At 56.0% G+C, this 26,379-nt stretch carries 26 protein-coding genes and 1 other annotated feature; of the genes, 22 read left to right on the plus strand and 4 right to left on the minus strand.

The genetic code is table 11. The features are described 5' to 3' along the window. The first annotated feature begins 266 nt into the window (after positions 1 to 266). The 10 genes from ACFSW5_RS18185 to ACFSW5_RS18230 all read left to right on the plus strand — a co-directional run bounded on the left by ACFSW5_RS18185 (position 267) and on the right by ACFSW5_RS18230 (position 11,363). Positions 267 to 941 carry a response regulator transcription factor gene (locus tag ACFSW5_RS18185; RefSeq protein WP_379276073.1) on the plus strand — a complete coding sequence of 225 codons (675 nt, stop codon included), beginning with the start codon at positions 267 to 269 and terminating at the stop codon, positions 939 to 941. After that, the gene (locus ACFSW5_RS18190; protein WP_379276075.1) at positions 941 to 2,317 is read left to right on the plus strand and encodes a sensor histidine kinase; all 1,377 of its coding nucleotides are present in this window, start codon (positions 941 to 943) and stop codon (positions 2,315 to 2,317) included. The genes ACFSW5_RS18185 and ACFSW5_RS18190 overlap by 1 nt, the downstream gene beginning before the upstream one ends. A gap of 74 nt (positions 2,318 to 2,391) precedes the next feature. Further along, positions 2,392 to 3,255, plus strand: a complete 864-nt coding sequence (gene galU, locus ACFSW5_RS18195) for a UTP--glucose-1-phosphate uridylyltransferase GalU (protein ID WP_379276077.1) — start codon at positions 2,392 to 2,394, stop codon at positions 3,253 to 3,255. A gap of 157 nt (positions 3,256 to 3,412) precedes the next feature. Then, positions 3,413 to 3,829: a BlaI/MecI/CopY family transcriptional regulator gene (locus ACFSW5_RS18200; protein ID WP_379276198.1), complete on the plus strand. Its 417-nt coding sequence runs from the start codon at positions 3,413 to 3,415 to the stop codon at positions 3,827 to 3,829. A 1-nt stretch (position 3,830) separates the two neighbouring features. Further along, positions 3,831 to 4,685 carry a M56 family metallopeptidase gene (locus ACFSW5_RS18205; protein WP_379276079.1) on the plus strand — a complete coding sequence of 285 codons (855 nt, stop codon included), beginning with the start codon at positions 3,831 to 3,833 and terminating at the stop codon, positions 4,683 to 4,685. 53 nt (positions 4,686 to 4,738) lie between these two features. After that, entirely contained in the window at positions 4,739 to 5,428 is a 690-nt protein-coding gene (locus tag ACFSW5_RS18210; RefSeq protein WP_379276082.1) for a YceI family protein, read from the plus strand. Positions 5,429 to 5,810: 382 nt separating this feature from the next. After that, the gene (locus ACFSW5_RS18215; RefSeq protein WP_379276084.1) at positions 5,811 to 7,484 is read left to right on the plus strand and encodes a ribulokinase; all 1,674 of its coding nucleotides are present in this window, start codon (positions 5,811 to 5,813) and stop codon (positions 7,482 to 7,484) included. Positions 7,485 to 7,964: 480 nt separating this feature from the next. Continuing rightward, complete coding sequence (locus ACFSW5_RS18220) at positions 7,965 to 9,236, plus strand: FxLYD domain-containing protein (RefSeq protein ID WP_379276087.1); 1,272 nt, start codon at positions 7,965 to 7,967, stop codon at positions 9,234 to 9,236. A gap of 14 nt (positions 9,237 to 9,250) precedes the next feature. Then, entirely contained in the window at positions 9,251 to 10,372 is a 1,122-nt protein-coding gene (locus tag ACFSW5_RS18225; RefSeq protein ID WP_379276089.1) for a S1C family serine protease, read from the plus strand. Positions 10,373 to 10,811: 439 nt separating this feature from the next. Further along, positions 10,812 to 11,363, plus strand: a complete 552-nt coding sequence (locus ACFSW5_RS18230; RefSeq protein ID WP_379276092.1) for a sigma factor-like helix-turn-helix DNA-binding protein — start codon at positions 10,812 to 10,814, stop codon at positions 11,361 to 11,363. A 148-nt stretch (positions 11,364 to 11,511) separates the two neighbouring features. Here ACFSW5_RS18230 and ACFSW5_RS18235 read toward each other — a convergent pair whose 3' ends face one another. Together ACFSW5_RS18235 and ACFSW5_RS18240 are read right to left on the minus strand one after the other, a co-directional pair. Next, entirely contained in the window at positions 11,512 to 12,141 is a 630-nt protein-coding gene (locus tag ACFSW5_RS18235) for a hypothetical protein (protein ID WP_379276094.1), read from the minus strand. Positions 12,142 to 12,333: 192 nt separating this feature from the next. Then, positions 12,334 to 12,948, minus strand: coding sequence for a superoxide dismutase (locus tag ACFSW5_RS18240; RefSeq protein ID WP_379276096.1), 615 nt, complete (start codon positions 12,946 to 12,948; stop codon positions 12,334 to 12,336). 297 nt (positions 12,949 to 13,245) lie between these two features. On the opposite strand from ACFSW5_RS18240, the gene ACFSW5_RS18245 reads away from it, so the two are divergent. The 8 genes from ACFSW5_RS18245 (at position 13,246) to ACFSW5_RS18280 (ending at position 19,563) form a co-directional block, all read left to right on the plus strand. Further along, a complete protein-coding gene (locus tag ACFSW5_RS18245) occupies positions 13,246 to 13,668 on the plus strand; it encodes a GNAT family N-acetyltransferase (protein ID WP_379276098.1) in 423 nt (140 codons plus the stop codon). 168 nt (positions 13,669 to 13,836) lie between these two features. Then, positions 13,837 to 14,445: a signal peptidase I gene (gene lepB / locus ACFSW5_RS18250; protein WP_379276100.1), complete on the plus strand. Its 609-nt coding sequence runs from the start codon at positions 13,837 to 13,839 to the stop codon at positions 14,443 to 14,445. A gap of 14 nt (positions 14,446 to 14,459) precedes the next feature. After that, positions 14,460 to 14,894 (plus strand): ribonuclease HI, encoded by a 435-nt coding sequence (gene rnhA, locus ACFSW5_RS18255; RefSeq protein WP_379276102.1) that lies wholly within the window; start codon positions 14,460 to 14,462, stop codon positions 14,892 to 14,894. A gap of 44 nt (positions 14,895 to 14,938) precedes the next feature. Next, complete coding sequence (gene queG / locus ACFSW5_RS18260; RefSeq protein ID WP_379276104.1) at positions 14,939 to 16,195, plus strand: tRNA epoxyqueuosine(34) reductase QueG; 1,257 nt, start codon at positions 14,939 to 14,941, stop codon at positions 16,193 to 16,195. A gap of 151 nt (positions 16,196 to 16,346) precedes the next feature. Then, complete coding sequence (locus ACFSW5_RS18265; protein WP_379276106.1) at positions 16,347 to 16,562, plus strand: YneF family protein; 216 nt, start codon at positions 16,347 to 16,349, stop codon at positions 16,560 to 16,562. A gap of 42 nt (positions 16,563 to 16,604) precedes the next feature. Next, positions 16,605 to 17,198, plus strand: coding sequence for a GTP cyclohydrolase I FolE (gene folE, locus ACFSW5_RS18270; protein ID WP_379276108.1), 594 nt, complete (start codon positions 16,605 to 16,607; stop codon positions 17,196 to 17,198). A gap of 159 nt (positions 17,199 to 17,357) precedes the next feature. Next, on the plus strand, positions 17,358 to 18,416 hold the full coding sequence (locus ACFSW5_RS18275; RefSeq protein ID WP_379276110.1) for an ATP synthase beta subunit C-terminal domain-containing protein: 1,059 nt from the start codon (positions 17,358 to 17,360) through the stop codon (positions 18,414 to 18,416). A 148-nt stretch (positions 18,417 to 18,564) separates the two neighbouring features. After that, a complete protein-coding gene (locus ACFSW5_RS18280; RefSeq protein WP_379276112.1) occupies positions 18,565 to 19,563 on the plus strand; it encodes a glycoside hydrolase family 43 protein in 999 nt (332 codons plus the stop codon). A 20-nt stretch (positions 19,564 to 19,583) separates the two neighbouring features. Here ACFSW5_RS18280 and ACFSW5_RS18285 read toward each other — a convergent pair whose 3' ends face one another. Then, positions 19,584 to 21,446: an arginine--tRNA ligase gene (locus ACFSW5_RS18285; RefSeq protein ID WP_379276114.1), complete on the minus strand. Its 1,863-nt coding sequence runs from the start codon at positions 21,444 to 21,446 to the stop codon at positions 19,584 to 19,586. Between the two features lie 44 nt (positions 21,447 to 21,490). Then, positions 21,491 to 21,713, minus strand: a binding site (T-box leader). A 209-nt stretch (positions 21,714 to 21,922) separates the two neighbouring features. Here ACFSW5_RS18285 and ACFSW5_RS18290 point away from each other — a divergent pair. From ACFSW5_RS18290 to ACFSW5_RS18300, 3 genes are all read left to right on the plus strand, one after another. After that, positions 21,923 to 22,444: an SRPBCC family protein gene (locus ACFSW5_RS18290; RefSeq protein ID WP_379276116.1), complete on the plus strand. Its 522-nt coding sequence runs from the start codon at positions 21,923 to 21,925 to the stop codon at positions 22,442 to 22,444. 76 nt (positions 22,445 to 22,520) lie between these two features. Next, on the plus strand, positions 22,521 to 23,393 hold the full coding sequence (locus tag ACFSW5_RS18295; RefSeq protein WP_379276118.1) for an HAD-IIB family hydrolase: 873 nt from the start codon (positions 22,521 to 22,523) through the stop codon (positions 23,391 to 23,393). Then, on the plus strand, positions 23,390 to 23,839 hold the full coding sequence (locus ACFSW5_RS18300) for an SRPBCC family protein (RefSeq protein WP_379276120.1): 450 nt from the start codon (positions 23,390 to 23,392) through the stop codon (positions 23,837 to 23,839). The genes ACFSW5_RS18295 and ACFSW5_RS18300 overlap by 4 nt, the downstream gene beginning before the upstream one ends. Before the next feature lie 99 nt (positions 23,840 to 23,938). Here the strand turns inward: ACFSW5_RS18300 and ACFSW5_RS18305 are convergent, their stop codons facing one another. Then, the gene (locus tag ACFSW5_RS18305) at positions 23,939 to 25,048 is read right to left on the minus strand and encodes an alpha/beta hydrolase (RefSeq protein ID WP_379276122.1); all 1,110 of its coding nucleotides are present in this window, start codon (positions 25,046 to 25,048) and stop codon (positions 23,939 to 23,941) included. 492 nt (positions 25,049 to 25,540) lie between these two features. Here ACFSW5_RS18305 and ACFSW5_RS18310 point away from each other — a divergent pair, with 492 nt between their 5' ends. After that, on the plus strand, positions 25,541 to 26,284 hold the full coding sequence (locus tag ACFSW5_RS18310; RefSeq protein WP_379276125.1) for an IclR family transcriptional regulator: 744 nt from the start codon (positions 25,541 to 25,543) through the stop codon (positions 26,282 to 26,284). Positions 26,285 to 26,379 lie beyond the last annotated feature (95 nt).

Here is a 26,379-nt window from a genome sequence, read left to right on the forward strand (position 1 = left end):
ACTTCTATGGGACGACTGCGGTTAGATACAACCAACCGCTGAACGAGGTCGTACAGCTTGAAAGGCCTCGACAGAGGTTTTCTCATCGCCGAATCGAATTTTGTCATTCCAATTGCTTCGTAATTTTATTATGGTTAAAAAAATGACATTGTCAACGAACAGGGGGATTTATTCATATAGTTTTCATCTGGATGTAGTAGGATGTCGATAGAAGATTCAGGGGATGGATTTATCCTTAAATAGCAGGACAGGGAGGGCGTCTGCAAATGGCTAGAGTGCTCGTCGTGGATGACGATCCGCATATTCGCGAGCTTGTAGGTCTGTTTTTGAGAAGGGAAGGCTATGAAATCCTGGAGGCGCGGGACGGCGAAGAAGCGCTGAAGCGGCTGGAATCGGTGAAGCCGGATCTGGCCGTCATCGACGTCATGATGCCCCGCAAGGACGGGTTAAGCTTATGCGCGGAGCTGCGCCAGGCGTACGATATGCCGCTGCTGCTGCTTACGGCCAAAGGAGAAAGCGCCCACAAGGTGCAAGGCTTCGAGCACGGGGCGGACGATTACGTGGTGAAGCCTTTCGATCCGATCGAGCTGGTCATGCGGGTCAAGGCGCTGCTGCGGCGGTACCGCATTGCCGCCTCGCAAACGGTCGAGGTCGGAGCGCTTGTCATGAACCATAGCGAATACGACGTCTCGGTAGGCGGCGAGAAGGTGGCGATGCCGCCGAAGGAGTTCGAGCTGCTGTTCAAGCTGGCCGGCAATCCGGGCAAAACGTTCTCCAGAGAGCGCCTTATCGAGGAAATATGGGGAATGGATTACGAGGGCGACGAACGGACGGTAGATGTACATATTAAACGGATTCGGGAACGGTTCCCCGAGGAGAGATGCGGCTTCCGGATCGTAACGGTCCGAAGCCTCGGCTACCGGCTGGAGGAGGGGGCTTAATGCGAAGCCTGTACGTGCGGATTATTTTGACGTTTCTGCTTATCGTGCTGCTGAGCATGGGCATTTCCTACGCGATGGCCAATTTATTGTTCCGCAAAGACAATTCCGCGTTTCTGGAAGAAAGGCTTTCGGCTTCCGTGCGGTCTATCGAGCGGCTGTATGCCGTCTCTTCGCCATGGTCGCTGCCGATGTTTCTGCAGGAAACCGCGGATATGCAAGGCTTGTCCATCGTCGCCGTCTCGGCAAGAGGGCAATACGTGGCGGCAGGCCCGCGGAGCGATGCGATGCTGGCGGCGATGACGGCGGACGAATTGCGCGCCGTTTTTGCCGGCCGAACGATCAAGCTGGGGCGGGAAGCCGTTTCTCCGGAAAGTGCTGCCCCCTTTGCGATTGGGCGTCCCGCGCGGCTGGGCGGCTCGGAATGGGCCGTATTTCTGCAGCCGTCGTTCCAGCCGGAGGTGCGCAGCTTCCAGCGCAACACCTACTCGATTTTGTTCACCTTGCTTATCGTAGGCGGCATTCTGATTGTTGTCGTCACCCGCTATTTGGTCAAACCTTTAAAAATGATGACGGCGGCGACGACGCGCATCGCGAAAGGCGACTACAGCACCCGGCTGCCGGTGCATCGCAGGGACGAGCTCGGGGAGCTGGCCGACAGCATTAACCGGATGGCGCTTGGCCTGTCGCGGCAGGAGGCGATGCGGCAAGATTTCGTCTCCAACGTCTCGCATGAAATCCAGTCGCCGCTTACGTCCATCGGGGGCTTCGCCGAAGCGCTGCGCAGCGGCGATCTGTCCGCCGAGGAAAGAGACCATTACGTCTCCGTCATCAAGCAGGAGAGCAGCCGGCTGTCCCGCTTGAGCGAAAACTTGCTGAAGCTGGCTTCGCTTGACGCGAAGCAGCATCCGTTCGAGCCGAGGCGGTATCGGCTGGACAGGCAGCTGCGGGACGTCGTGCTGACGTTTGAGCCGCAATGGCTGGAAAAAAGGCTGACCGTCGAGCTGACGATGGAGGAGACGACGATTACGGCGGACGAAGACCAGCTGAATCAGATATGGGTGATTTTGCTCGCCAATGCGATGAAATTTACGCCGGAGGGCGGCAAAATCTCCTTTTATCTTACGGAAAAGGACGGCTATGCGCTCGTACGCATTACGGATACCGGGATCGGCATCTCCGAGGAGGACCGGGAACGGATATTCGAACGGTTTTATAAAGCGGACAAGTCGCGGGATTGGAACGTCGGAGGCAGCGGACTCGGCTTGTCCATCGCCAAAAAAATCGTCGAAAACCACGACGGGACGATCGAAGCGGAGCCCAGCGAGCGGGGGGCGTCCTTCGCCGTCAGGCTGCCGATAGCCCATTTGGGCCAATAAAAGTTGTGCCCCGGTTCCAATCAAGGTAAAATAATGTAAGGTTGCAACGATGGAGAAAGGGCGGATTAACTGAAATGTCACAACAGATAAGGAAGGCCATAATTCCGGCGGGAGGGCTCGGAACCCGGTTTTTGCCCGCAACGAAGGCGCAGCCGAAGGAAATGCTCCCGATCATCGATAAGCCATCCATTCAATACATTGTAGAAGAAGCGGTCCAGTCGGGCATCGACAGCATCGTGATCGTCAGCGGCAGACATAAACGGGCCATCGAGGATCATTTCGACAAGTCCTTTGAGCTTGAGGCGGAGCTGGAGGCAAGAAACAACGAGACGATGCTCGAGGTCGTTCGCGGCATTTCGCAGCTGGCCGACATTTATTACGTGCGCCAGAAGGAGCCGCTCGGACTTGGGCACGCGGTGATGTGCGCGCGGCGTTTTATCGGCAACGAGCCGTTTGCCGTATTGCTGGGCGACGATATTTTGAAATCCGACCCGCCTTGCTTAAAGCAAATGATCGATACGTACGAACGCGAGCAAGCTTCGGTAGTCGCCGTCATGGAGGTGCCGTGGGATCAGACGCACAAATACGGCATCGTGGCGCTTGAAGAAGGCCGGACGAGCGGCAGGGTGACCGGGCTCGTCGAGAAGCCGCTGCCCGGACAGGCGCCGTCGAACAGCGCGATCGTAGGCCGTTATGTGCTGAGCCCGACGGTCTTCGAGCTGCTGGAGAAGGCGCAGCCGGGCAAAGGCGGGGAAATTCAGCTGACGGACAGTCTGCAGCGTCTTCAGGAGATCGAGCCGTTGGTCGCTTACCGGTTCGACGGTCGGCGTTACGACGTCGGCGACAAGCTTGGCTTCGTTCAGGCGACGATCGATTTCGCGCTGGAGCGCGAGGATTTGTCCGCGGCGGTGCGCGAATATTTAAGCGGCAAGCTGTAAAAAGGGCATCATGCAAGGAAGGCCGCGCTCCCGCGGCCTTCCTTTGTTTCGCAAGCCGGGCATGCTCCCGACGATTTAAGCATTTTTTCATGCCGTTTTAAGGTTCTATTCAGGTTTCGGTTATATGATTGCACTACTCCCCGTAGTGCTTAAGGATGTGAAAACGATGGCAAGCAAAGGGCATGAGAGGGGCTTGGAGCGGTTTTTCGGGCCGCTTGAGGCGAAGATTATGACGATCTTGTGGAACGAGCCGGACTTGTACATTAAAGACGTCACGCAGCGGCTGGAGAAGCAGGGCAAGCCGGTCAGCTTCAACACCGTCATGACGATCATGAACCGTCTCGTGGACAAAGGGGCGCTGAACAAAACGTCCGCCGGGCGGGCGTCGCGGTACAGTCCCGTCGAATCGAGAGAGCATTTCGTGGAGAACCGTTCCCGGGAGCTGTCGCAAGAGCTGCTTGAAGATTTCGGTCCGCTGGTCGTCAGCCATATGTTCGATGCGCTCGAAGAGGTCGACCCTAAGATTCTGGCCGAGCTTGAGCAAAAAATCCATTCGCTTAAAAGAGGGAAATAGGATGTGGCATCGTCAATCGAAAGCGCTTCTGGCGCTTAGCCTTGCCTTAACCGGCTTTATCGTGCTGCAAATGCTTATGTATGCGGCATGTACGCTGTTCGGTTGGAAGGCGTTCCAGTACAATCTGCTATGGCTCTGCACCCGGTGGGTGCACGCTTACGGCATCCGGGCGGCGGATACGTTCATGGCGCTGTTCGTGCTGGGGACGATCGGCCATTTGGCGTGGTTAACCGGCCGCCAGATCGTCGGCGCAAGCCGGGCGGCGAGAAAAATTCGCGGCTGTCTAAGTCCGGAGCTCACGATGCAGTTGAACCGCCGCTTCGGAACGGACGGCAGGGAGGACATCGTGGCGGTGGCAAGCTCCGCTCCCGTAGCGCTTACGGTCGGTTTTGTCCGTCCGACGATCGTATTGTCGGAAGGGCTGCTTGCGATGCTGAACGACGAGGAGCTTGAAGCGGTCGTTCATCACGAGCGTTTTCATTCGATTCACCGCGACCCGCTGTTGCTTATGCTGGTCATGGTATGCGCCAGGGCGTTCTGGTACATCCCGCTCTTGCAATGGTGCCATCGGCAATTCGCCGTCACCCGGGAGATGCTTGCGGATCGTTATGCCGCCGGCCGAGCTTCCGCTTACGGTCTCGGAAGCGCGCTGCTTAAGCTGGCGAGAAACGCACGGAAGCCGGGCCATGGGCTTGCGGTGGCGACTTTCGCGGGACAATCGGTCGCATTGCGCATCGAGCAGCTCGTCAATCCGGGCGCGTCCGGTCCGAAGCTTGCTTTGCCCATGCGGGAGTCTCTTGTTTCGGTTATCGTTTACGGCATGCTGTTTGCCGCTTTTGCGCTTAGCATGCTGTAAATTTTTTTGAATAAATACACTACATAATGTAGTGCAATTGGAGGAGAAAAAGGATGAGAAAAAAGACGGCAATTTTGACGGCAGGCTTGGCCGTACTGATCGTAGGCGGCGGTGTCGGCTACGGTCTGTACGATTATTATGCCGGCAATCATGTCCAGGTGGAGAGCGTCATCGCGGCGCCGGCTGAAGGCGGCACGGGAGAGGCAGTCGATATGGAGCTGATTAACGGCGTATGGAATATCGACCCTTCGTCGACCGTTTATTTTTCGGTTACGACGTCGAAGGAAACCGTTAATTTCGCCGTGAATAACGTCTCCGGCAGCTGGACCATCGATACGGCCGATCCGTCCCGCATGGCCGGCGAAGGCAAGATTGACTTGAACGCCATCGACTCCGGCAACTCGCAGCGCGACGGACACATCAAAGAAGCCGATTACTTTAATGTCGAGGAAACGCCGGAGGCTACCTTTACGGCAACCTCCTTCGAGGGCGTTCCGGCCGAATGGACGGAGGGCCAGCCGTTCCCTTTCAAGATGAGCGGCACGATGACCGTCAAAGGGATTTCGAAGGAAGTGACGTTCGAAGGAAACGGCGTGTACGAGGGCGGTCAAATCAAGCTGGAGAGCGATACGGCCGTTACGTTCTCGGACTTCGGCATGACCAATCCGCACCGCGTCGTGCTGGATACGGAAAATACGGTCACGGTGCAGCTTAGGCTGACGTTGACCGCCCAGCCGGCGTAACCGGCCGGCGGAGCGCCGTTAGGCGCTTTCCGCGGTGCCGATTCAGGAAGGTTATAGAAACCGATAATCAGAAGCATCGTTCCTTGTCGTAAGGCGGGGAATGGTGCTTTTTTTTAACGGCTTCCATTCATGTACGTACAAGTTCGCCATATGGTATACTACAAGGCATACAAATCAGCGATGGGGACAATTACGCGCCGACTCCGGGCCTTGCGCCGGATGGACCGGAACTTGCCCGATCGCCGTATTGGCGTCAAGCACGGCGCCAACGATTCTTACGGGCCAAAGCAAAGCCGGCGCACTCGGCTGACGGCGGGCTCGGAGCGGCGAACGGCTGCCGCTTGCGGCAAGCTATCTTTCATTCCGCTTGGAGGGGCAGATCATGAGCAATAAATACGCCATCGGCGTCGACTTCGGGACGCAGTCCGGGCGCGCGGTATTGGTCAATCTGGCGAACGGCGAGGAAGTCGCGGAGCATGTGACGCCGTACCGCCACGGCGTAATCGACGAGGTGCTGCCGGTATCCGGCATCAAGCTGGAGCACGGCTGGGCGCTGCAGCATCCGTCCGACTATATTGAAGTGCTGGCGGCATCGGTGCCTGCGGTTATGAAGGAATCGGGGGCAGCGGCCGAAGACGTGATCGGCCTCGGCATCGACTTTACGGCCTGCACGATGCTTCCGGTCGACAGCGAAGGCCAGCCGCTCTGCTGGCTGGACGAATACAAGGACAACCCGCACAGCTGGGTGAAGCTGTGGAAGCACCACGCGGCGCAAGACGAGGCGAACCGGATCAACGAAATCGCGGCCCGTCGCGGCGAACGTTTCCTGCCCCGTTACGGAGGCAAAATTTCGTCCGAATGGATGATCGCGAAAGCTTGGCAAATGTTGAACGAAGCGCCGGAGATTTATGAGAAAGCCGACCGTTTCCTCGAAGCGGCCGACTGGATCGTCAGCCAAATGACGGGCGGAGAGGCGTTCCGCAACAGCTGCACGGCCGGCTACAAGTCGATCTGGCATAAGCAGGACGGCTACCCGAGCAAAGACTTTTTCAAAGCGTTAGATCCGCGCCTTGAAAACTTGACGGAAACGAAGCTTCGCGGCGAAGTGCTGCCGCTTGGCGCGAAGGCGGGCGAGCTGACGGCCGAAATGGCCGCACGAATGGGCCTTGCGGCCGGAACGGCGATCGCGGTCGGCAACGTGGACGCGCATGCGGCAGTGCCGGGCGCCGGCGTCGTCGCGCCGGGCAAGCTGGTCATGGCGATGGGAACTTCGATCTGTCATATGCTGCTCGGCGCGGAGGAGAAGCCGGTCGAAGGCATGTGCGGCGTCGTGGAAGACGGCATTATTCCCGGTTATTACGGTTATGAAGCGGGCCAATCGGCGGCCGGCGATATTTTCGAATGGTACGTGGAAGAGGCGGTTCCGGCTTATATCCGCGACGAAGCGGAGAAGGAAGGCGTAAACGTTCATCTGTATTTGGAGCGCAAAGCCTCCGGGCTGAAGCCCGGCGAAAGCGGCCTGCTGGCGCTGGACTGGTGGAACGGCAACCGTTCGGTGCTGGTCGATAGCGATCTGACCGGTGCGATCGCGGGGCTGACGCTTCGGACGAAGCCGTGGGAAATTTATCGTGCGCTGCTGGAGGCGACGGCCTTCGGCACCCGCAAAATCGTGGAAGCGTTCCATAACAACGGCGTAGAGGTGCAGGAGCTGTACGCGTGCGGCGGCTTGCCCCGGAAAAACCGTCTGCTGATGCAAATCTATGCGGACGTGACGAACCGCGAAATCAAAATCGCAGCCTCCAGGCAAACGCCTGCGCTTGGCGCGGCCATGTTCGGGGCGGTTGCGGCCGGCGCGGGGAAAGGCGGCTACGACAGCATCGTCGAGGCGGCAGGGAAGATGGCCCGCGTCCGCGAGGAAACGTTCAAGCCGATTCCGGAGAACGTGGCGGTATACGACAAGCTGTATGCCGAGTACAATGCGCTTCATGACTATTTCGGACGCGGCGCGAACGATGTCATGAAACGTCTGAAGAGCATGAAGGAATCGGTGCGTTAAGCGTGCGCCGCATCATGGCCCGGCCCGCGCCGAAGCGGAAGCGCCGGAACGAGAAGGAGCCGGATCGGCGGGCGGATCGCAAGCTGCAAGTCATAGCAATGGCTATTTTGGAGCATGGCGGCGAGCCTTGTTTCTTTTTTTGTTGACACATGGCAATCAAATACAATATAACTGTATTTTGGATGATGTTTTGAAAGGGACGAAAGGCTTGCCGACGTTTGCAAGCCGCTACCGTATATGCCACAATGGGAGTAGGAAGCCGTTGAACGGGTTCGTCCCGGAGAAGCGGATGGCGCCGCCGTTTCCGCTTGGCGCAGCCAATGCCGGGAACCAATAACGGCGGTTGTTTGCGTTTGCGGCTGGGTAATTCTAGCTGATTTGGGTTATTTAAAAAGAAGGATTGCCATAAGGAATGGAAAGCGGCGATCGCTTAATCGAATAGAAAACAGAGAGAGAAACGCGGGCGGGGGTAGAAACGGAGTGTATTGCCATCATTGCGGAAGGAAACAACCGGAGGATGCGGTGTACTGCAATCAATGCGGCAGACGGCTGGAGCTCCAGGGCGAGGGAGATTGGCCGGGATTGGGGATGGAGGAGGCGGCTGCAAGCGCGGAAAGCGTTGCGGCGGCTCCGGCGGTTTATCGCGGCCTCGAAGCCGAACGGAAACGCGGGGAGCGGACGAAGCGGAGCAGAACCGAAGAGCGCGGCGGCCGGCTCGCGGCTGCGCTGCTGCCGGTCATTGTGCTGTTTTTATCGGCGGGAGGCGTATTTGCCTACTATATATATGAATCGGGCATCAATAACGACGTCCGGCAGCTGCATGTGAAAGCGCAGCAGGAGGGGCTGGACGGGCATTACCAGGAGGCGCTGCGTTTGCTGGAGCTTGCGTCGGCGAAGCGGCCGGAATACGGCGCGCTCCTTGACGATGCGGCCGCCGTTCGCGAGGCGATCAAAGCCGAAGAGGAGCTTCGGGCCGTTAACGGACTGATCGGGAAGCGTTCGTTCGGCGACGCCCAGCTTCGGTTGGAGCAGCTTCGCTCCAAGCTTCATTTGCGCAGCGAGCCGTTGTTCGGCAAATTGAACGAACAGCTTGAAACGGCAAGCGTAAGCCTTGCCGTCGAGCAGGCGGCGGTTCAGCTGGAATCGCTGCATACGCTGGACGAGCTGGTGGCGAAATGGCAGGAAGTGAAAGGGATGACCGGGGAACAGGCGGAACGGCTTCAAGCGAAGCTCAGCGAGAAGATCGTAACCGTAAGCGGCGAGGAAGCTTCCCGTCTTCTGGAGAAAAAAAGGTTCAGCGACGCTATCGCCGCCGTAGAGGCGGGCCTGGAACGCGATCCGGGCAACAAGGCGCTTACTTCGCTTAAGCAGCAAATTGCGGTTGCGAAGGAGAAGTTCGAGGAAGCCGAGCAGAGGCGGATCGAGGACGCGATGCAGATGGCCGCGGCCGAAGATTTGCGCAACCATACGGCGGCCGTCGAGGTTGAGCGCATTGAGCGGAAGCTGGATGACGAGGGCCGTCTATCGTTGACGGGCCATCTTGTCAACGCGGCGACGCGGCCGATCTATACGGTCAAGATCCGCTTCACGGTCTATTCGGCCGAAGGGGACACCCTTGCAACGGGAGAAGCGGATGCGACTCCGAACTATGTGGAGCCCGGCGAAGCGATGACGTTCAAGTGGACCTCGGAGAAAGTGAAGCGTACAGATGTTGAAGTCGTCGTGGATCATGCGACATGGTATTTGGATTAGGGGAGACGATACAGATGAGAAAGGCGGCTTGGATTAGCGCCTCGTTATGCGCGCTTATCGTTTGCGGCGCGCTCGGAGCGGCCGCGGCGCTGCGGTCGGAGATGCCCAAGCGGCTATCCGGACCGCCTCTGCTGGCGGCGGCGCAGGAGCAAGACGGGCCGAAATCGTTAAAGGACGTCATTTACGAAACGCAGAAGCTTGTCGTCATGATCGAAACGTCCGACGGCACGCAAGGATCGGGGTTTCTGTACAATACGAAGGGCGACCTCATTACGAACGCCCACGTCGTCGCGGGAGAGAGCGAGGTGTCGGTCAAGACGGCGGACGCCCGGGAGTTAAGGGGCAAGGTGATCGGGATAAGCGCCGATACGGATATTGCGGTCGTTCGCGTCTCGGAGCTGGCCGGCGTTACGCCGCTGCCTGTCGTTCGCGACCGCCGTGCCGAAGTGGGGGACGAAGTCATTGCCGTAGGGAGCCCGCTTGGCTTTCAAAATACGGTGACGACCGGCATTGTCAGCGGCTTAGGCCGCTCGTTCGTCATTGAGCCTTATCATTATGAAGGCTTATACCAAATTTCCGCGCCGATCGCCCACGGGAACAGCGGCGGGCCGCTTGTCGACAAGAAAACCGGCGGCGTTCTGGGCATTAATTCGGCGGGCATGGAGGAAGGGATGATCGGATTCAGCATTCCGATCGCCGATGTGCTTCAATTGGCGGAGGGCTGGTCCGAAAACCCGATGGAGACGCTGCCGCCCGGCAAGACGCTGGATAAAGCCGAGTCGGGGCAAGCGAAGACGTCGATCGTCGAATACAGCGAATATCTGGTCAGACACTTCTACGACAGTCTGAACAACGCGGACTACGTATACGCTTATTCGCTGCTCGGCGGGAACTGGAAGGAAGGGACGACTTACGCCGAATTCCGCGAAGGGTATTTGGCGACCCGCAACGTCGTGATCGACGATCTGATCGTCACCAGCGAAAGCGAGGACGAGGCGACCGTGACGGCGGTCATATCGGTGGACGAGCGCGTGGAAGGCGAATATAAGCTGAGCAAGTATCAAGTGACGTATACCGTCGGGTACGAGAACGATCAGCTGAAGCTGATTAAAGGAAGCGGGAAAGCGATAAAGTAAGAATAAACGGGCGAAGCTTATGTGCCGCGCGGTGAAATAAAAGTCAGGTTATAAGCGGAAAACTTATAACCTGACTTTTTTTGATGGAGATCTATGGAGAAAGACCGCTTTGCGTTGTACGCGGAGGAGATGGTGCGGCAGCGTCGAAGTGTTATGGAACGGGCCCATGCAAGGCTCCTCCTTCGTTCGTTTCCGATGTCACAAATTCGAGCCTGACGTTGTTATATGTGCAAAACGAGGAGGAGCTGATGGGAAATGAACGACTTGACATGCATCATCATCGGAGGCGGCCATGTAGGGCTTCATTCGCTCAAAGCCATAAAGGAAGAGACCCGGGGCATGGCGAATGGGCGGCGGATTCGGTTTGTTCTGATCGACAAGCAGCCCGGTCATCTGCGCAAAATGCTGTTGTTCCGGCCGCGATCTGCTGTCTTACGCCATGCTCGTCCTGCTCGAGCGGCTGACGCCGACAGAACGGACGGTTTTTGTCCTGCGTGAGGCGCTGGGCTTCGATTATCCCGAAATCGCCGAGCTGCTCGACAAGCAAGAGGCCAATTGCCGTAAGCTGATGAGCCGGGCAAGAAGCAAGATGGGCATATCCGAGGAGGAGCCGATCGCGGCCGAAGCGGTTGAAGTGGAATGGGTCGGCCGGTTCCTCGCATCCCTCGAGCAAGGCAACGTCGATCAATTGCTGTCCCTGCTGACCGAAGACGTCATGCTCGTCGCCGACGGAGGCGGCAAAGCAACCGCGTTCAAGCATCCGATACAAACGCGCAATCATGTGGCCCGAATCCTGCTGGACGGGTTCGGCCAAATCAAGCGCTACGATCAGGGAAGTATTCGCTTCGAGGTTGCCCCTCTGAACGGTGAGACCGGTATCATCCTCCGTTCGGAGAAAGAGATCGTGGCCGCTCTATTGATCCAGCTCCGGCGCGGAAAGCTTGCCGCAATGTATGCCGTACGAAACCCGGATAAGCTTGCCCGGGTTTAGGGTACGTGAATTAAAATACATTTGAAAAAAGAGACGCAAAGGCTTCGTTCGGGGGTAACGGGCCTTGGGTCTCTTTTTTACGCAAAACGAGCGCGGCGGGCGTCCCTCAATCCTGTTCTTCCGCCAAGCGTCCGGGGAGGGGGGGCGTTTATCCCCTGGCCTCTCGCTGCAGCTTTACGAGCTCCAGTTCCACGGTGTCGTTCGCCTGCAGCGGGAAGCTGAGAAGCGCCGCCGGGATTTGGCGCCCGTTCAGCCTTAGAATAAAGCCGGTGTCGCCGGAGACAACCGGTATGCCTGCGACGGCGGCGATTCGGCCGCCGGGTCCGAATCGAACCGCTCCCGTCCGGGCGAGCGCTTCTCCGACGGGTATGCCGGGATGATAGCGGGCCGAGTGACTTTGGTTCAGCTCGGGCGCCGCCATGCCGCCGCGGATTTGAACATACACGAAAGCGGCGGCCGGACCCGGGAAATACGGGACGGGGAACGGGGCCGGAAACGGCTTGTGCCCGTTCGGCACCGGCCTGTTCCTGTGCGCGACAGGCATATGTCCGTGCGGACTATGCCGATGGCCGGGCGGCCCGTTCGATCCGGCGGAAGCCGTATTCCCGGGTGCTTCTTCATGCCGGGCCGTTCCGCCGGGCTTCCCTTGTCCGTCCAATCCTGTGCCGGCCGGGCCGCCTTGCCTGCCAGTCCTGCGCAAGCTTGGCCCGCCGCAGCCGCAGCCGCCGGCTGCGGGCGTAGCGGGAGGAATGTAGATGTATTGCCGCGAGGATGCCATCGGATCGATCAGACTCCTTTTTGCAAAGATTAGGCGAATATTCTGCGACATTGTATGCGGCGGAGGGCTAATCATGTGCATGGAGCGTTTTTTTCGCCGAATCGGACCGGTCTTGCGGCAAAAAATAACGGAGCTTGCTCCGCAGGGCGGTCAGCCCCGGGAACAAACTCCGTCGTACGTTAAAGATGCCGATTATTTTACGGCCGCTTCGTAACGTTTGTTGACTTCCGCCCAGTTTACAACGTTCCAGAACGCTGCAATGTAGTCCGGGCGCTTGTTTTGGTATTTCAGGTAATAAGCGTGCTCCCAAACGTCCAGACCGAGGATTGGCGTTTCGCCTTCCATCAGCGGGCTGTCTTGGTTAGGCAGGCTGCTTACTTTCAGCTTGCCGTCTTTGACGGAAAGCCATGCCCAGCCGCTGCCGAAGCGCGTCGTAGCCGCTTTCGCGAAATCTTCCTTGAACTTGTCGAAGCCGCCCAGCTCGCTGTCGATTGCTGCAGCAATCGCGCCAGTCGGAGCGCCGCCGCCGTTCGGGCCGATAACTTCCCAGAACAGGCTGTGGTTCGCATGGCCGCCGCCGTTGTTGCGAACGGCCGTACGGATCGATTCCGGAACGATAGCCAGGTTGTTCGCAAGCAGTTCCTCGAGGGATTTGTCTTGCAGCTCGGGAGCGGATTCCAGAGCGGCGTTCAGGTTCGTTACGTAAGTATTGTGGTGACGGCCGTGGTGGATTTCCATCGTCGTCGCGTCGATATGCGGTTCGAGCGCGTTAGTCGCGTATGGCAATGCAGGCAGTTGATGAGCCATGATTCAATCATCCTCCAATATGTAGTTTGGTAAATATCCCTATCCATTATCTCGCATTCGCACTAATAAATCAACATTTACGTTTCAAAAGTATTTTATTCCGAATGACCGGGAAAATCGTTCAAAACGTAAAGAAATAACGTGTAAGCGCTTAAATTTAAGCGTTTTCACGATAAAATCGCATGTTTCTTTAAATTTTTTAAGGAATTTTAAAGTTTTTAGCAGGATTCTGTTTAAACATGTCGTATAATATTAACTATAGGCATCACTATGACATGGTATAGAAGGTGTAAATGAATGATAGTTCGTTCCTTTCAGTTGTCCGATTACAAGTTTGTAACGAGCTTGTTGGAGACGGTTCTTACCGAGGAATGCTACGAGCAAACCATGGAAGCATTCGCCCGTCAATTGTCATGGGATAGCGATCTCGTTGTCGTTGCGGTTCAAGATTCAGAAATCGTTGGCATCATTATCGGAACGATCGACAATCATAAAGGCTATTATTACCGTATTGCCGTTCATCCGCATCATCAGCGCAAAGGAATCGGCAAAGCGTTGATCCAATCGCTGCGCCAGCGTTTCGAACAGCGCAACGTAACGAAAATCATGGTCGCCGCGGACGAGCACAACGAGCCGATCCTGCCTCTTTACGAATCGCTTGGCTACGTTGCTTCGGATTTTTTCCGTTCTTTCCAGAAGCTGAGCATTGTAGCCGGTTAAGATGCCGTTTATACTCTTTAGATTATAGAAACGTCTGCCGACGATATTCATTTGAAGCATATCTTGCTGGGAGCGCATGGCTGCGCTCGAGCCGGATATGCTTTTCTATTTGGCCGCAAATTGTTATGATTGATGAAAAGCGATTGAAATGAGCTGCGAGGTGAGACCATGAACGTGTCCGAGTCGGAAAGGCCCCATGACGATTCACCAGAGTCCTTCGAGCGTTCGGCTGCAACCGGGCCGGGATGGCTGAGAGAGCTGTTCGAATGGTTGAAAACGGCGGCAATCGCGTTTGCCATCGTCCTTGCGCTCCATCTGTTCGTATTTAATTTATCGACGGTAGAAGGCCATTCCATGGAGCCGACCTTGCAGGAGAAGGAGTGGCTTTTTGTCAATAAAATCGTCTATATGCTGCGCGCTCCGAAAGTCGGCGAAATCGTCGTGCTGGAGGATCCGCTGGACGTGAGGATGGGCGCAGAGAAGCCCGAGCTGCTGGTGAAGCGGGTCGTAGGGCTGCCCGGCGACCAGATCGAAATATACAATAAGAAACTGTACCGCAACGGCAAGCTGATCGAAGAGCCGTACGTCGACACCGAGATCGAAGGCTACGATTACGGCCCACATATCGTGGAGGAGGGGCGTTATTTCGTGCTCGGCGACAACCGTCACGCCCAGGCGAGCAAGGACAGCCGCGTGTTCGGGGCCGTGCCGGAATCGTACATTAAAGGCAAAGCGGAGTTTATCGTATGGCCGTGGGATCAGATGACTATGCTGTAATGGAGGAACGATAGGTGAAGGAAGTGACTATTTATACCGACGGGGCTTGTTCCGGCAATCCCGGGCCCGGCGGATACGGGGCGGTGCTGTTTTACGGACCGCACAAGAAGGAAATTTCCGGCGGGGAGAAAAACACGACCAACAACCGGATGGAGATCGTTGCGGTCGTGGAAGCCTTGTCGCTTCTGAAGGAGCCTTGCAGCGTAAAAGTGTACAGCGATTCGGCTTATGTCGTGAATTGCTTTCAGCAGAATTGGATCCGGAATTGGCAAAGGAACGGCTGGAAGAACAGCAAGAAGGAGCCGGTCGAAAACCAGGATTTGTGGAAGAAGCTGCTGGACGCGATGAGCATGCACAAGGTCGAGTACATTAAAGTAAAAGGGCATAGCGACAACGAATGGAACAATCGCTGCGACGAGCTGGCCCGCGAAGCAATAAAACGACTTTAACAGGGATGGCGTGAAAGATTAAAGCAAGAAAGGAGGACGGCGGTATGGACCATCGTCGACATCAAGACATCGCAGACAACCAGGACGCTGGCGTCATTGCCGCCCCTCCGGAGGGCGCGGCCGATTATTGGGCCAAGCTGAAGGAAGAGATGAAAGCGGCGGCGCCGCAGCTTGGCATCGACAAGATCGGCGTCGCTTCCGCGGCGCCGTTCGCCGAGCTGAAGCAGCGGCTGATCCGGCATCGCGAGCTTGGCTACGAATCCGGCTTCGAAGAGCCGGACCTCGACAAGCGGACGACGCCCGAGCTGCTGCTTCCCGGCGCGCAATCGATTATCGCCATTGCGATCGCTTATCCGTCCAAGCTGCCGAATCCGCCCAAGTCGGAGCCGGGCGCACGCAGAGGCATTATGGCGCGCTCCGCATGGGGCGAGGATTACCATACGGTGCTGCGCGACCGTCTGGCTAAGCTCGAGACGTGGCTGCGGGAGCGGGTGCCGGAGATGCGTGCGGAAAGCATGGTCGATACGGGCGAGCTGTCCGACCGTGCCGTCGCCGAACGGGCGGGCATCGGCTGGAGCGCCAAAAACTGCTCGATCATCTCGCCCGAGTTCGGATCCTGGATCTATCTGGGCGAAATGATTACGAATTTGCCGCTGCCCCCGGACAAGCCGGTGACGGAAAGCTGCGGCGAATGCACGAAATGCATCGACGCCTGCCCGACGGGAGCGCTTGTAGGGCCGGGGCAGCTTAACGCTCAGCGGTGCGTCTCGTTTATTACGCAAACGAAGGACTGGGTGCCGGAGGAGTTCATGAAAAAAATCGGCAACCGGCTGTACGGCTGCGACACCTGCCAGACGGTGTGCCCGGCCAACCGCGGCAAAAACTTTACGCACCAGCCCGAGCTGCAGCCGGACCCCGAGCTGGCGAAGCCGCTCCTTGTGCCGCTGCTCACGATCGGCAACCGGGAGTTCAAGGAACGCTACGGCCGGACGTCGTCGGCATGGCGCGGCAAAAAGCCGATTCAGCGCAACGCGGTGATCGCGCTGGGAACGTTTAAGGATAAAAGCGCCGTGCCGCATTTGGAAGGGGTACTGCTGACGGATCCAAGGCCCGTGCTGCGGGGGACGGCCGCCTGGTCGCTGGGCCAGATCGGCGGCGAAGAGGCGGAGGCCGCTTTGCGCAAGGCGCTGCAAACCGAAACCGATGAGGAAGCGGTCCGCTATATCGAGAGGGCGCTGGAACGGCTCGCCGAACCGGAGGGTGCGGCGCCGGAGACGGAGAAGACTTCCTCCCTACAATAACCAGGCCGGAGGAAGCGGCAATACGCGCGGGCCATAAGGGAAAAAGCGGTTTGCGAACGGCTGTTTTCCATGCTATCATAGGTGGGATTATGGCTATTATATTTAGCGGCTAAGCCGAAATAATTGGAAAGGACCGGGTGACCATTCGTTTATGTGGAGCTATATTATTCCGATCATTACACTGATTGTCGGGGCCATTCTCGGGTTCATCGGGGGCGTGTTTTATTTGCGCAAGCAGCTTGAACGTATGCAGAAAGATCCTGAAATGATTCAGAAGATGGCCAAGCAGATGGGCTACAATCTGAACAAGCAGCAAATGCAACGCGCTCAACAGATGATGAAAAATCAGAAATTTCCGCGTAAATAAATCGTCTGCCGAGTGGGTCCATTGTAAAGGGGGACAAGCGCTATGGCCGGCATCAAAGATTATGTGAACGGTTCGGTAGCGAACAATCGGGAGAGAATCGAATACCATATCCGTGAAATATTGAAGCTGATCGGCGAAGACGTCGAGCGCGAAGGGCTGCTCGAGACGCCGGCGCGCGTTACGCGCATGTACGAAGAAATTTTCGCCGGCTACGAGGTGGATCCTCGCGATGTGCTCGGCGTCACCTTCGACGAGCAGCACGAGGAGCTCGTCATTGTCAAAGATATCGTATATTACAGCCAATGCGAGCACCATATGGCGCCTTTCTTCGGCAAGGCGCATATCGGTTACATTCCAAGCGGCAAAATCGCCGGCCTCAGCAAGCTGGCCCGCCTGGTCGAAGCGGTGACGCGCAGACTTCAGGTGCAGGAGCGCATTACGTCGCAGATCGCGGATATTTTGAACGAGACGCTTCAGCCGAACGGCGTGATGGTCGTCGTGGAAGGCGAGCATCTGTGCATGTGCGCGCGCGGCGTCAAGAAGCCGGGAAGCAAAACGGTAACGTCGGCGGTTCGCGGCGAGTTCCGGGATAACGCCGCCCTTCGGGCGGAATTTCTGGAGCTGCTGAAGCGATGAGCGGACGGCCCGCTGCCGATACGCCAAACAGCCTGTTCGAGTCGATGACTCGGCAGGCTGTTTTTTTTCGATGTAGAGGGTCTTTCACATGTTTAGCTGAAGTGATTATTGCGCTTTAGAGTAAATATTGTTACTATACAGAGTAAGGGGTGCTAAAATATGGATGAGGAGTTGCAGCTTAACGTTCCGCTATTGCGCCGTCGCGTTCCCAATCTTACGACTGCGGCACGGGAGGCTGGGCTTAGGGCAGCGACTGTTTCCAACTTGTGTACGGGGAAAATACCGGTCGGTCGAGCTGAAGTGAGAACTTTGGCAGCCCTTGCTTCTTTAGCAGGATGCAGTCTGGATGAACTCATTATCAGAGGGAGTGGATTGCGGATGATCGAGACAGGAATTAAAGCTTTGGATTTACTTGCTCCGGTAGTACGCGGCGGTACGGTCGGGTTTGTGGCTCGGCCAAACATGGGGCAGTTAGTATTGTTGGCGGAAATTATGTTTCGAATGAAAAAGCGAGGGTTTGCAACTGTCTTTTGGGCTCCCGATTCTGACGCTCCGGGCATTACTCATGTTCAAGCACAGTCCGAATTTACACATTCGTCAAAAGAAGAAATTTATAGACTCATTGCTGGTCTTCGCGACGAAAAGGATGTCTTGCTTGGAGTGGATCGAAGCAAGGTGTTATCCGGCGAGTTATTTTCCTTGCGGGAAAGTCTGAAAGAAGTTGGTGCCCGTCCGGTTACTACAGCGCTTGTAGATATTAACTGTGAAGTTGCGGATGATGAGAGCTCATACGGACCTCTAGATACCCTTTGGAGATTCGATACAGACTTAATAAGCCGCAGCATTTATCCAGCGATTGATCCAATTGCATCCACCTCAACGGTTCTGGAAGGGGCGCATCTGGACGCTGTTCACTTAACTGCGCAGCAGCGTGCCCGGAAATTGCTTCGTCGATACAGGGAGCTGAGACCGCTTGTGGCAGCACAAGGTTTTGACAAAATATCCGATATCGATTTGCAACAATACAAGCGGGGGGAGAGGCTTGAAGCTTTCCTTGCCCAGCCTTTCTTTGTCTCGGAACCGTACACGAAGAAATCCGGTGAATGGTTGACCCTGTACGAAACTTTAGAAGATGTAAAGCGGATATTAGATGGTGAAATGGACGGGATCGAGCCGTCCGAGTTGTTTTTTACAGGACGTTTAGAGGTTAAACAATAACTAACGAGAAACTTCAGCTCGAAAAAACGAAGGCAGCCGGCGGCTGCCTTTTGCACGCTAACGGACGGGATGGAAAGGAATAACCCGAAACTTTTTCCAATCATTGGCGTCGATATTGGTAAGTTGGTACAAGAGGAGTGGATTCCGAATGTCCGTTTATAATGCCGCATGCGATGTGAACAACCCTCGGAAGGGGCACCGTCTGGCCGATATTCCCGCACACGACCCATTCGTATTAGCCGACAGCCGCACCGGTTCTTATTACTTATATACGGGAGGAGCGCCTCGGCTGCACGGAATGGATCGTTACGGGGTTATCGTTTACAAAAGCGCGAATTTATCCGAGTGGGAAGGGCCATATGTCGTATTCACAGTCCCTGACGGGGTGTGGGCTCATCCGCAGCATGGAGCTTGGGCGCCAGAAGTGCACGAGTATAAGGGGCGCTTCTATCTGTTCGTCACGCTGCACAATAAGGACAGGCAACTGGAGGGCCAGCCCGTAAACGGGTATTCCAAGCATTGGAGGGGTACCGCCGTAGCCGTCGGCGAGTCGCCGGAAGGGCCTTTCCGGTTGTTGAAAGAGGATGCGCATGTACTGCCTGAAACGATGATGACGCTGGACGGAACGTTATATGTGGACGAAGACGGGTCCCCGTGGATGGTATTTTGTCACGAGTGGATCCAGACCATTGACGGCACGATCGAAGGCGTTCGGTTAAAGGATGATTTGTCTGAAGCCGCCGGAGTGCCGATTCGTCTGTTCAACGCTTCGGATGCGCCTTGGAACAACGAAGATAGGCTGCCCGACGGCAACATTCGGGTTTACGTAACGGACGGATGTCAATTGTACCGTACTTCGGGCGGTCGTCTGATCATGCTCTGGTCGAGCTATGAGTCGGGCAGTTACGTACAGACGATCGCCCGGTCGACAACCGGCAAACTGGAAGGACCATGGGAGCAGCTCCTCCCTTTAGTGAAAGAAGACAGCGGTCACGGAATGCTGTTCCGAACATTCGAAGGAACGTGGATGCTGATCCTCCATCAGCCGTTCAAAATGCCTGAATCGCGGTGCAAGCTTTACGAAATGGAAGACACGGGGGACAGCTTCAGGATTGTGAACGCGCGGGAAGATTTGCATGGCGCATAGGTTTTCACCCCTTGCTTCCCTTACATTCGGTCCGGCGCAGGAAGCCCAAGGACGTCTAATGCATCGCCTATCGTTTCTTTGAATTTAGAAGTAAGCCAAATCCTGAACGCTTTTTTGTCCTCGGCGGCTTTCAGAATCGGACAAGCGGCATAGAAGTTATTGAACAAAGTAGCGAGCTCGTGCGCGTAATGGCATATTGCGTTAGGAGACAGCTCCTTGCCGGCTGTCCATAGCGTATCCTGCCAGGCGGCGATATGTCTAAGCAAGGCGTATTCGGCTTTTTCCATTTGCCCGATCTCGTCCGGCACTGCCGGCTTTATGTTCCAATCGGCTTCGGCTTTATTTAAAATGCTGGCGGCGCGAGCGTAAGAATACATCAGATAAATCCCCGTATTCCCGGTTACCTCCGTCGCCTGCTGCAGATCAAAGACGACTTCCGTCAATAAGCCGAACCGAAGAAGGTAGTAGCGGATCGCCGCAGCGGCGATCGTTCTGCTCGGCAATCCGTTTTTGTCCGACCGTTTATGGTCAACGATGCCTTCCATACGATCCAGCAACTCGGATACTTTAATCCCGATCCCTTGTCTTCCCGACATGGCGTACGATGCCTTGCCGTCCGAGGTGTCGATTCCGAGCTCTTGTGCGGCTCCCGGGCTTAAGGAGACGACTCCGTATCCGACATGACGAAGCTTTGCGGCTTGCTTCGCGTACCCTAACATTTCGAGCGCTTGCTTCACCATCGCTTGCGGATAGGCTTGCCGATGGTCGATGACGTTGATGACGATATCCGCTTGGCCGAACGACGAGCGGATTCCGTTAACGCGGGTCGTCCATAAACCGTCGGCGAACCGTTTATAGGAGAAGTCTTTGTCCAGCAATCCGAACTTCCAGAGATGGTAAGCGATATCTTTGGCGGTATAGGTCAAAATGCCGTTCGAACGGACCAAAACTTTATCCGCATGATGCTCGGACTCGTTATCTTCCGTATCGGAAGAGCGTTGTTTCAAGACCCAGCACCCTTCCAATTTGCCCGACGTTTCGCGATAAAATTGTCCCGTCTCCTTGAGCAGGCCAAACGCCGAATCCCAGAATCCTTCCCTGACGATGTCGCTCTCCCACACCAGCAAATCATAGCCGATGCCGAACTCGTTCATTTCTTCGAGATGCTCGCGCACAATCCGCTCGGCCGCAAGCAATCCGATCCACGATAAATTGCCGCTGCCTTCCTCCAGCGCATGAAGAACTATCGTTCTTTGCTCGAGCAGCCGTGGATCGGTCTCGTACTCCCTATTCACTCTAGCGTAAATGTCCCAACAGAAGTCGCCGAAGCGCGAATGTTCATTCTTATAAGGGACGTTCAACATGCCGACGACCGTGTCGGCCAGCTGATTCCCCAAATCGTCGATGTAATTATGCACTTCGACGTCATATCCGGTTCTTCTCAATAATCTGACCAAGGTATCGCCGATACACGAATTTCTTAAATGGCCGATGTGGGCCGATTTGTTCGGGTTGATGGACGTATGCTCGACGACCGCCTTTACGCCTATGTTCGAGGGCAGGGCGAACTCCCTTTGAGCCCATACCTTCCAATCGATATACATATTCAGAAAGCCGGGAGGAGCGACTTCGACCTTGCTTACGAGATTCTCGAAGCGGCCCTGCTCCTCCAGCTTGTTTTTCAGCATGCCTGCGATTTGCACGGGCGGCTTGCGAAACGTTCTGGCCAGTTGCATTGCGACGTTCGTCGAATAGTCGCCATGCTCCAAATGAGCGGGCCGCTCGACATCAATTGGAACGTTATCGTCGTAGGGGAGAGCCAGATCGATGCAAACACTTTTTACACATTTCTTAATGCCGTCAATCATCAATTGGGTTATCATTGGAATGAGCCTCCTTATAAAATAAAAAAAGCCCTCGTCTCCATAAAAGAGACGAAGGCTTGGCTTGTGCGTTCGCGGTACCACTCTTGTTGTTAAACTTGGCGTTTAACCACTCGATCGGATAACGGCCGTAACCGTGACTTCCTACTGAAAGGTTCGGAAGCCATTCTCGCGGGTCCGTTTCCCTGTTATCTCAGCACCGGCTTTCACCGTCCCGGCTCGCTTTGGCTTGATTTAAACAGATACTCTCCCGGTCATTGAATTTGATATATGTTGCATAATTATATCCGAATTATCAGAAAAGTCAATCTTCATATAGTATTCACTCGAATAAAAACAATTGTTACAGGAACTTGGTAAAGACAAATTTTCAATCGGGTACACGCGGGAAATTACCCGCAAATGGGGTCGAACGATTGAACTTACAAATAGATTTTTAATTCAGGAATAAAGTGTGGGGAGGCAGGTAACCACCGATGATCCGGATCGAGACGGAAACCCGCATTCGGGCTCCGATAGAGCTTTGTTTCGATATGGCGCGAGATATCGGTCTGCATACTCGAACCGTATGGCCGTTTACGCGGGAGAAGGCTGCGGCGGGCGTAACGGAAGGCAAGATCGGAGCAGGGGAACTCGTCACGTTTGAAGCAACCCATTTTGGCATCCGCCAGAAGCTGACCTCTCGAATAACCGGCTACGACCGACCCTTTATATTCGTTGACGAGATGGTGACAGGCGCCTTCAAAAGCATGCGGCACGAGCATCGCTTCGAAGAAATAACGGCTTGCGAAACGGTTATGCGCGACACCCTTTTGTTTGAGGCTCCGTTAGGCGTTGCGGGCCTGCTTGCCGAGAGGCTTGTATTAAAAGCGTATATGAGCAAGTTTCTTCACTACCGAAACCGCGAATTGAAAAAAAACCGCCGAGTCCGGGGTAAAATAATAGACATCACGGATTCGGACCGGGAACTCCTTCGGAAAGGGAATGGCCCCGCGTAAGTAGAAGTAATGGTAGAGTACGGATGCCGGTACGGCTGTACCGGCAACGACATTCCCATGAAACGAGGAGAACAAGATGTCCGTTAAAGCTTATGTCACCGATCTGGACGGAACGCTGCTCCGGCCGGATCAGACGTTGTCCGCTTACACGGCGGAAGTGGCGGCGCGGCTGCAACATAGCGGGGCCGTATTCACTTACGCGACGGCGCGAGGTTATTTGAGCTCGAGCCGGGTGACCGGGCGCATCGCGTGGAAGCACCCGATAATTTTGTATAACGGGGCTTTGATTTACGACGGCGCCGCGCACAAGGTGGTCGACGGCTATTGGCTGGACGCTTCGGTCACGAACGATATTATCGCAGCCGGGAGGAAGCACGGCATTACGCCGCTGCTGTTCACTTTAAACGAGCTGGATCGGGAAGCGGTGCTGCACGAGCCGATCCGGCGTCCCGGCGAGAGGGCGTTTCGCCAAAGCCGGGGCGACGACCCGCGTTTCAAGGAGCTGTCCGAGCTGATTTGCCCTGCGGACCACCGTACTTTGTCCATTACGTATATCGGCTTGCCGGAGGAGCTTCAGCCGCTATCGGAGGAAGTGCGGGCGCAATGGGGCGACTCGGTTCATTGCCACTTTATGAAAGATTATTATATCGAGAATCACTACTTCCTGGAGTTCAGCCATTCGAGCGCCAACAAGCGGGAAGGGTTGAAGCTGTGGGCGAAGCATATGGATATCGACGTCCGGGACATTACCGTGTTCGGGGATCAATTAAACGATCTAGGGCTGTTCGAGGCCGGGGGCAAGAAGGTCGCGGTAAGCAACGCGCATCCCGACATTATCGCGAGGGCGGATTATATAACAGCCGGCAACGGGGAAGACGGAGTAGCGCAATATTTGGAGCGGGAGCTTGCGCGGCTAACCCGCGTTATACGAAAGGATGAGCCAGGTTGAATCAACGATTGATCGTACATCAAGAAATAGAGATCGACGCGCCGGCTTCGAACGTGTGGCAGGTGCTCGTAAAGCCGGAGTTCATCAAGCAATGGGACGACGTACCGGAAAGCTTCGACGAGCCCGAGCTGCAGCTCGGATCGGAGCTGGTGTGGCATCTGGAGGAAGACGAATTTACGCAGCTGACCGTAACCGAGCTTGTGCCGTTCAAACGGCTTCGGACAAGCTTGTACGTATCGAATTGGGAACCGGCCGAAGAGCTTGGGCCGGACGATATCGGTTATTTATACGAGCTGACGGAGCGGGAAGGACGAACGGCGCTGAGCATCACTGTCGGCGATTTCGGCAAGCTTGCGGACGGCGAGCGTTATTACGAGGCGACGATCGGCTTCGCCGAGGAAGCTTCGGCGCAAATCAAACGTCTGGCGGAGGGGCTTTCGAGTTAATGGGGTTTAAAAAATAGGCGCTGTTCCGAAAACTCGCTTGGGGCGGCTTTCGGGACAGCGCCTTTCTAGTTGTGCAGCTCGCTCCAACATCCGTTCCGTTCAGGCGAGCGGGTTCGTCCCGGTTTGCACGGTCTGCAGCACGGGCTGCTGCCGTTCGCTCACATCGTGAAGGAATGCGGCGGCACGGGCCATATATTCATCCGGATAGACGCGGAATACCAGCTCGTGTTTGCCGCCGGTCACGATCCACGAACGGGACAGCGGATTAAGCTGTTCTTCGGCAATCCATTCCGCCGTCCGGTAGCTGGCTTTCTCGTCATCCGTGCCGTGAATAATGTAAATCGGCATATCGTACGACGTCTTCAGCACCTGCTCAATGGGCAAACTGCCCAGCGACGTTCCCGACCAGATCGGCATCATCGCCTCAATCAGCGGGACGGTAGGGTAACGCGGGATCGACAGGAAGTTCGAAATATTGCTGTACAACGTATCCGAGCTTGCAAGAAACAGGCTGTCTAATATCATGGCATCGATAAGGTCGGTTTTTAAAGCCGTTTGCAGAGCGGTTCCCGCTCCCATCGAAAATCCCCATACGACGATCTGCTCGGCCCCGCGGGATTTGGCAAATTCGACGGCCGCCAGCAGCTGCTCGGACTCTTCCGCGCCGCCGGTCGCCGGCGCCCTGTAAGCTTCGGACGCGTAGCCGTAATCGAATAACAGAACATTGTAGTTCAGATTATGGACGAGACCGGTCAGCTTATACATCGGGACCCAGCTTTCTTCGCGGTTAGCCCCGTAGCCATGGCTGAACACGATCGTCCGGGTCGAGGCGAGCGCATCGCCGCCCAGAGCGGCCGTCTGAAGCGCTCCTTCGGAAGTTCCGCCGTAAGCCGGGATGTACCATCCGCTGACGGTCGTTCGTCCGCTGGCGCTGGGGAACAGCACATCCTCGTAGTCGAGACCGAGCGCTTCCTTCGGATTCGACGACAGCGGAGCGACCGGCGGATAGGCAAGCAGGTAAGCGACGTAAGCGTGGAAGGCCAGAAACAGCAGCAGCATGGCCGACGAAGCGGCCGCCAGCCACCTCGTCCAGCTTCGGCTGCGTTTCAGCGGTCGTTCGGCGCTTGCCGGAGCGGTCATGTCGGGAAGACGAAGCGATATGCCGTTATCTAACGGAACCGAAGTGATCATGGTGCTTGTCGTATTCATAGGCGCTCTCCCCTTTGCTGCGAATATTATGTAAGCGTTTACAACCTTTATGGCGTATAAACAGCTTAGCGATGCTCCGTTTTTGGTAATCAGCGGCGGAAGTGCCGGATCTTCGTTTCCAAAAGATTCGCGAAAGACGCCTAAAGGCGTTAGGCGCGGCAGGCGAATGGCCCGTCAGCCATTCCGGACGCCCATGGATCACGGACGGTGAGTATTAAACGTTGACCATAGCGGATAAGCGGAAACGAGTATAGAGTCCTGTTCGAAGGACGAACCGTTTCGGCGAGAGCAACGGGGTGTTTCTAGTGCTTTTATCGTATGTCGAAAGAAGTAGCCTGTCAATTGACGTCGACAAGATGTTAATCGGCTGTAACGAGACTGTAATATTGGCAGGACTCTTTACGATGGAGCCGCAATTCAAGTATACTTAAATGAGAATTGATTTCATTGCACGGAAAAGATCGGACAAGCGGCCGGCAGGAGGTGTCGACGGTGGAGGAAAGCAAATCGACGGTTCGCGCGGTTGACCGCGCGCTTGACATATTGTTATGTTTTACGACCGGAACGGATTATGCCATGACCGAAATCGCAGAGAAGGTAGGCTTGCATAAAAGCACGGTGCACCGCATGTTGGCTACGCTGGAGGAGAAAGGGTTTCTGGAGCGGGACCGGTTGACCGACCGCTATCGCCTGGGGCTGAAAATTTGGGAGCTGTCGGCCAATCTGTCCCGGTCGGACGATCCGGCGACGCTGTGGCTGCCCGAGATGGAGCGGCTTCGCGATCAATTGGGAGAGACGGTAAGCATCTACGTCCGCCACGGCATGGAGCGCATTCGCATCCAAGCCGTACAAAGCAATCAGGCGGTTCGCCGGGTCGCGCCCGTCGGAGCGAGACTGCCGTTGTACGCCGGCGCCTCGAGCAAAGTATTGATCGCCTTCGCTCCTCCGGACGTACGGGAACAAATATTGAACGATCCGAACTGGCAAGCCGTCATGGATAACGAGCAATACCGCAAGCAGCTCGGCGAAATTATGGTCCAAGGCTATGCGACGAGCTTCGAGGAGAGGGAGACGGGGGCCGCCGCCGTATCCGCCCCGATTTTCAACGGGAAAGGGCAGCTGGAAGCCGCGCTGTCCGTATCGGGACCGGCTAACCGGATGACGAACGAAACGATGCGGAAGTACAGCTCCGCCGTCGTGGAAGCGGCCCGGAGAATGGGAACGATGATTCGATAAAGCATAACGAAAGATTGGTAGACCGTTTCGGCCGAAGCCGGCAAACGGTCTTTCTTTTTCGCAAGCCCCAGAGACCGCTTGAATGAACGAAGAGA

It is taken from the genome of Paenibacillus thailandensis (genome assembly GCF_042685365.1).
Taxonomy (GTDB): Bacteria; Bacillota; Bacilli; order Paenibacillales; family Paenibacillaceae; genus Paenibacillus_AP; species Paenibacillus_AP thailandensis.

Bases quoted from the DNA above. Each gene is read 5' to 3' on its own strand.
- ACFSW5_RS18185 (WP_379276073.1), top strand. From the start codon at position 267: ATGGCTAGAGTGCTCGTCGTGGATGACGATCCGCATATTCGCGAGCTT.
- ACFSW5_RS18190 (WP_379276075.1), top strand. From the start codon at position 941: ATGCGAAGCCTGTACGTGCGGATTATTTTGACGTTTCTGCTTATCGTG.
- galU (WP_379276077.1), top strand. From the start codon at position 2,392: ATGTCACAACAGATAAGGAAGGCCATAATTCCGGCGGGAGGGCTCGGA.
- ACFSW5_RS18205 (WP_379276079.1), top strand. From the start codon at position 3,831: ATGTGGCATCGTCAATCGAAAGCGCTTCTGGCGCTTAGCCTTGCCTTA.
- ACFSW5_RS18210 (WP_379276082.1), top strand. From the start codon at position 4,739: ATGAGAAAAAAGACGGCAATTTTGACGGCAGGCTTGGCCGTACTGATC.
- ACFSW5_RS18215 (WP_379276084.1), top strand. From the start codon at position 5,811: ATGAGCAATAAATACGCCATCGGCGTCGACTTCGGGACGCAGTCCGGG.
- ACFSW5_RS18225 (WP_379276089.1), top strand. From the start codon at position 9,251: ATGAGAAAGGCGGCTTGGATTAGCGCCTCGTTATGCGCGCTTATCGTT.
- ACFSW5_RS18230 (WP_379276092.1), top strand. From the start codon at position 10,812: ATGCTCGTCCTGCTCGAGCGGCTGACGCCGACAGAACGGACGGTTTTT.
- ACFSW5_RS18235 (WP_379276094.1), bottom strand. From the start codon at position 12,141: ATGGCATCCTCGCGGCAATACATCTACATTCCTCCCGCTACGCCCGCA.
- ACFSW5_RS18240 (WP_379276096.1), bottom strand. From the start codon at position 12,948: ATGGCTCATCAACTGCCTGCATTGCCATACGCGACTAACGCGCTCGAA.
- ACFSW5_RS18245 (WP_379276098.1), top strand. From the start codon at position 13,246: ATGATAGTTCGTTCCTTTCAGTTGTCCGATTACAAGTTTGTAACGAGC.
- lepB (WP_379276100.1), top strand. From the start codon at position 13,837: ATGAACGTGTCCGAGTCGGAAAGGCCCCATGACGATTCACCAGAGTCC.
- queG (WP_379276104.1), top strand. From the start codon at position 14,939: ATGGACCATCGTCGACATCAAGACATCGCAGACAACCAGGACGCTGGC.
- ACFSW5_RS18265 (WP_379276106.1), top strand. From the start codon at position 16,347: ATGTGGAGCTATATTATTCCGATCATTACACTGATTGTCGGGGCCATT.
- folE (WP_379276108.1), top strand. From the start codon at position 16,605: ATGGCCGGCATCAAAGATTATGTGAACGGTTCGGTAGCGAACAATCGG.
- ACFSW5_RS18275 (WP_379276110.1), top strand. From the start codon at position 17,358: ATGGATGAGGAGTTGCAGCTTAACGTTCCGCTATTGCGCCGTCGCGTT.
- ACFSW5_RS18280 (WP_379276112.1), top strand. From the start codon at position 18,565: ATGTCCGTTTATAATGCCGCATGCGATGTGAACAACCCTCGGAAGGGG.
- ACFSW5_RS18285 (WP_379276114.1), bottom strand. From the start codon at position 21,446: ATGATAACCCAATTGATGATTGACGGCATTAAGAAATGTGTAAAAAGT.
- ACFSW5_RS18290 (WP_379276116.1), top strand. From the start codon at position 21,923: ATGATCCGGATCGAGACGGAAACCCGCATTCGGGCTCCGATAGAGCTT.
- ACFSW5_RS18295 (WP_379276118.1), top strand. From the start codon at position 22,521: ATGTCCGTTAAAGCTTATGTCACCGATCTGGACGGAACGCTGCTCCGG.
- ACFSW5_RS18305 (WP_379276122.1), bottom strand. From the start codon at position 25,048: ATGAATACGACAAGCACCATGATCACTTCGGTTCCGTTAGATAACGGC.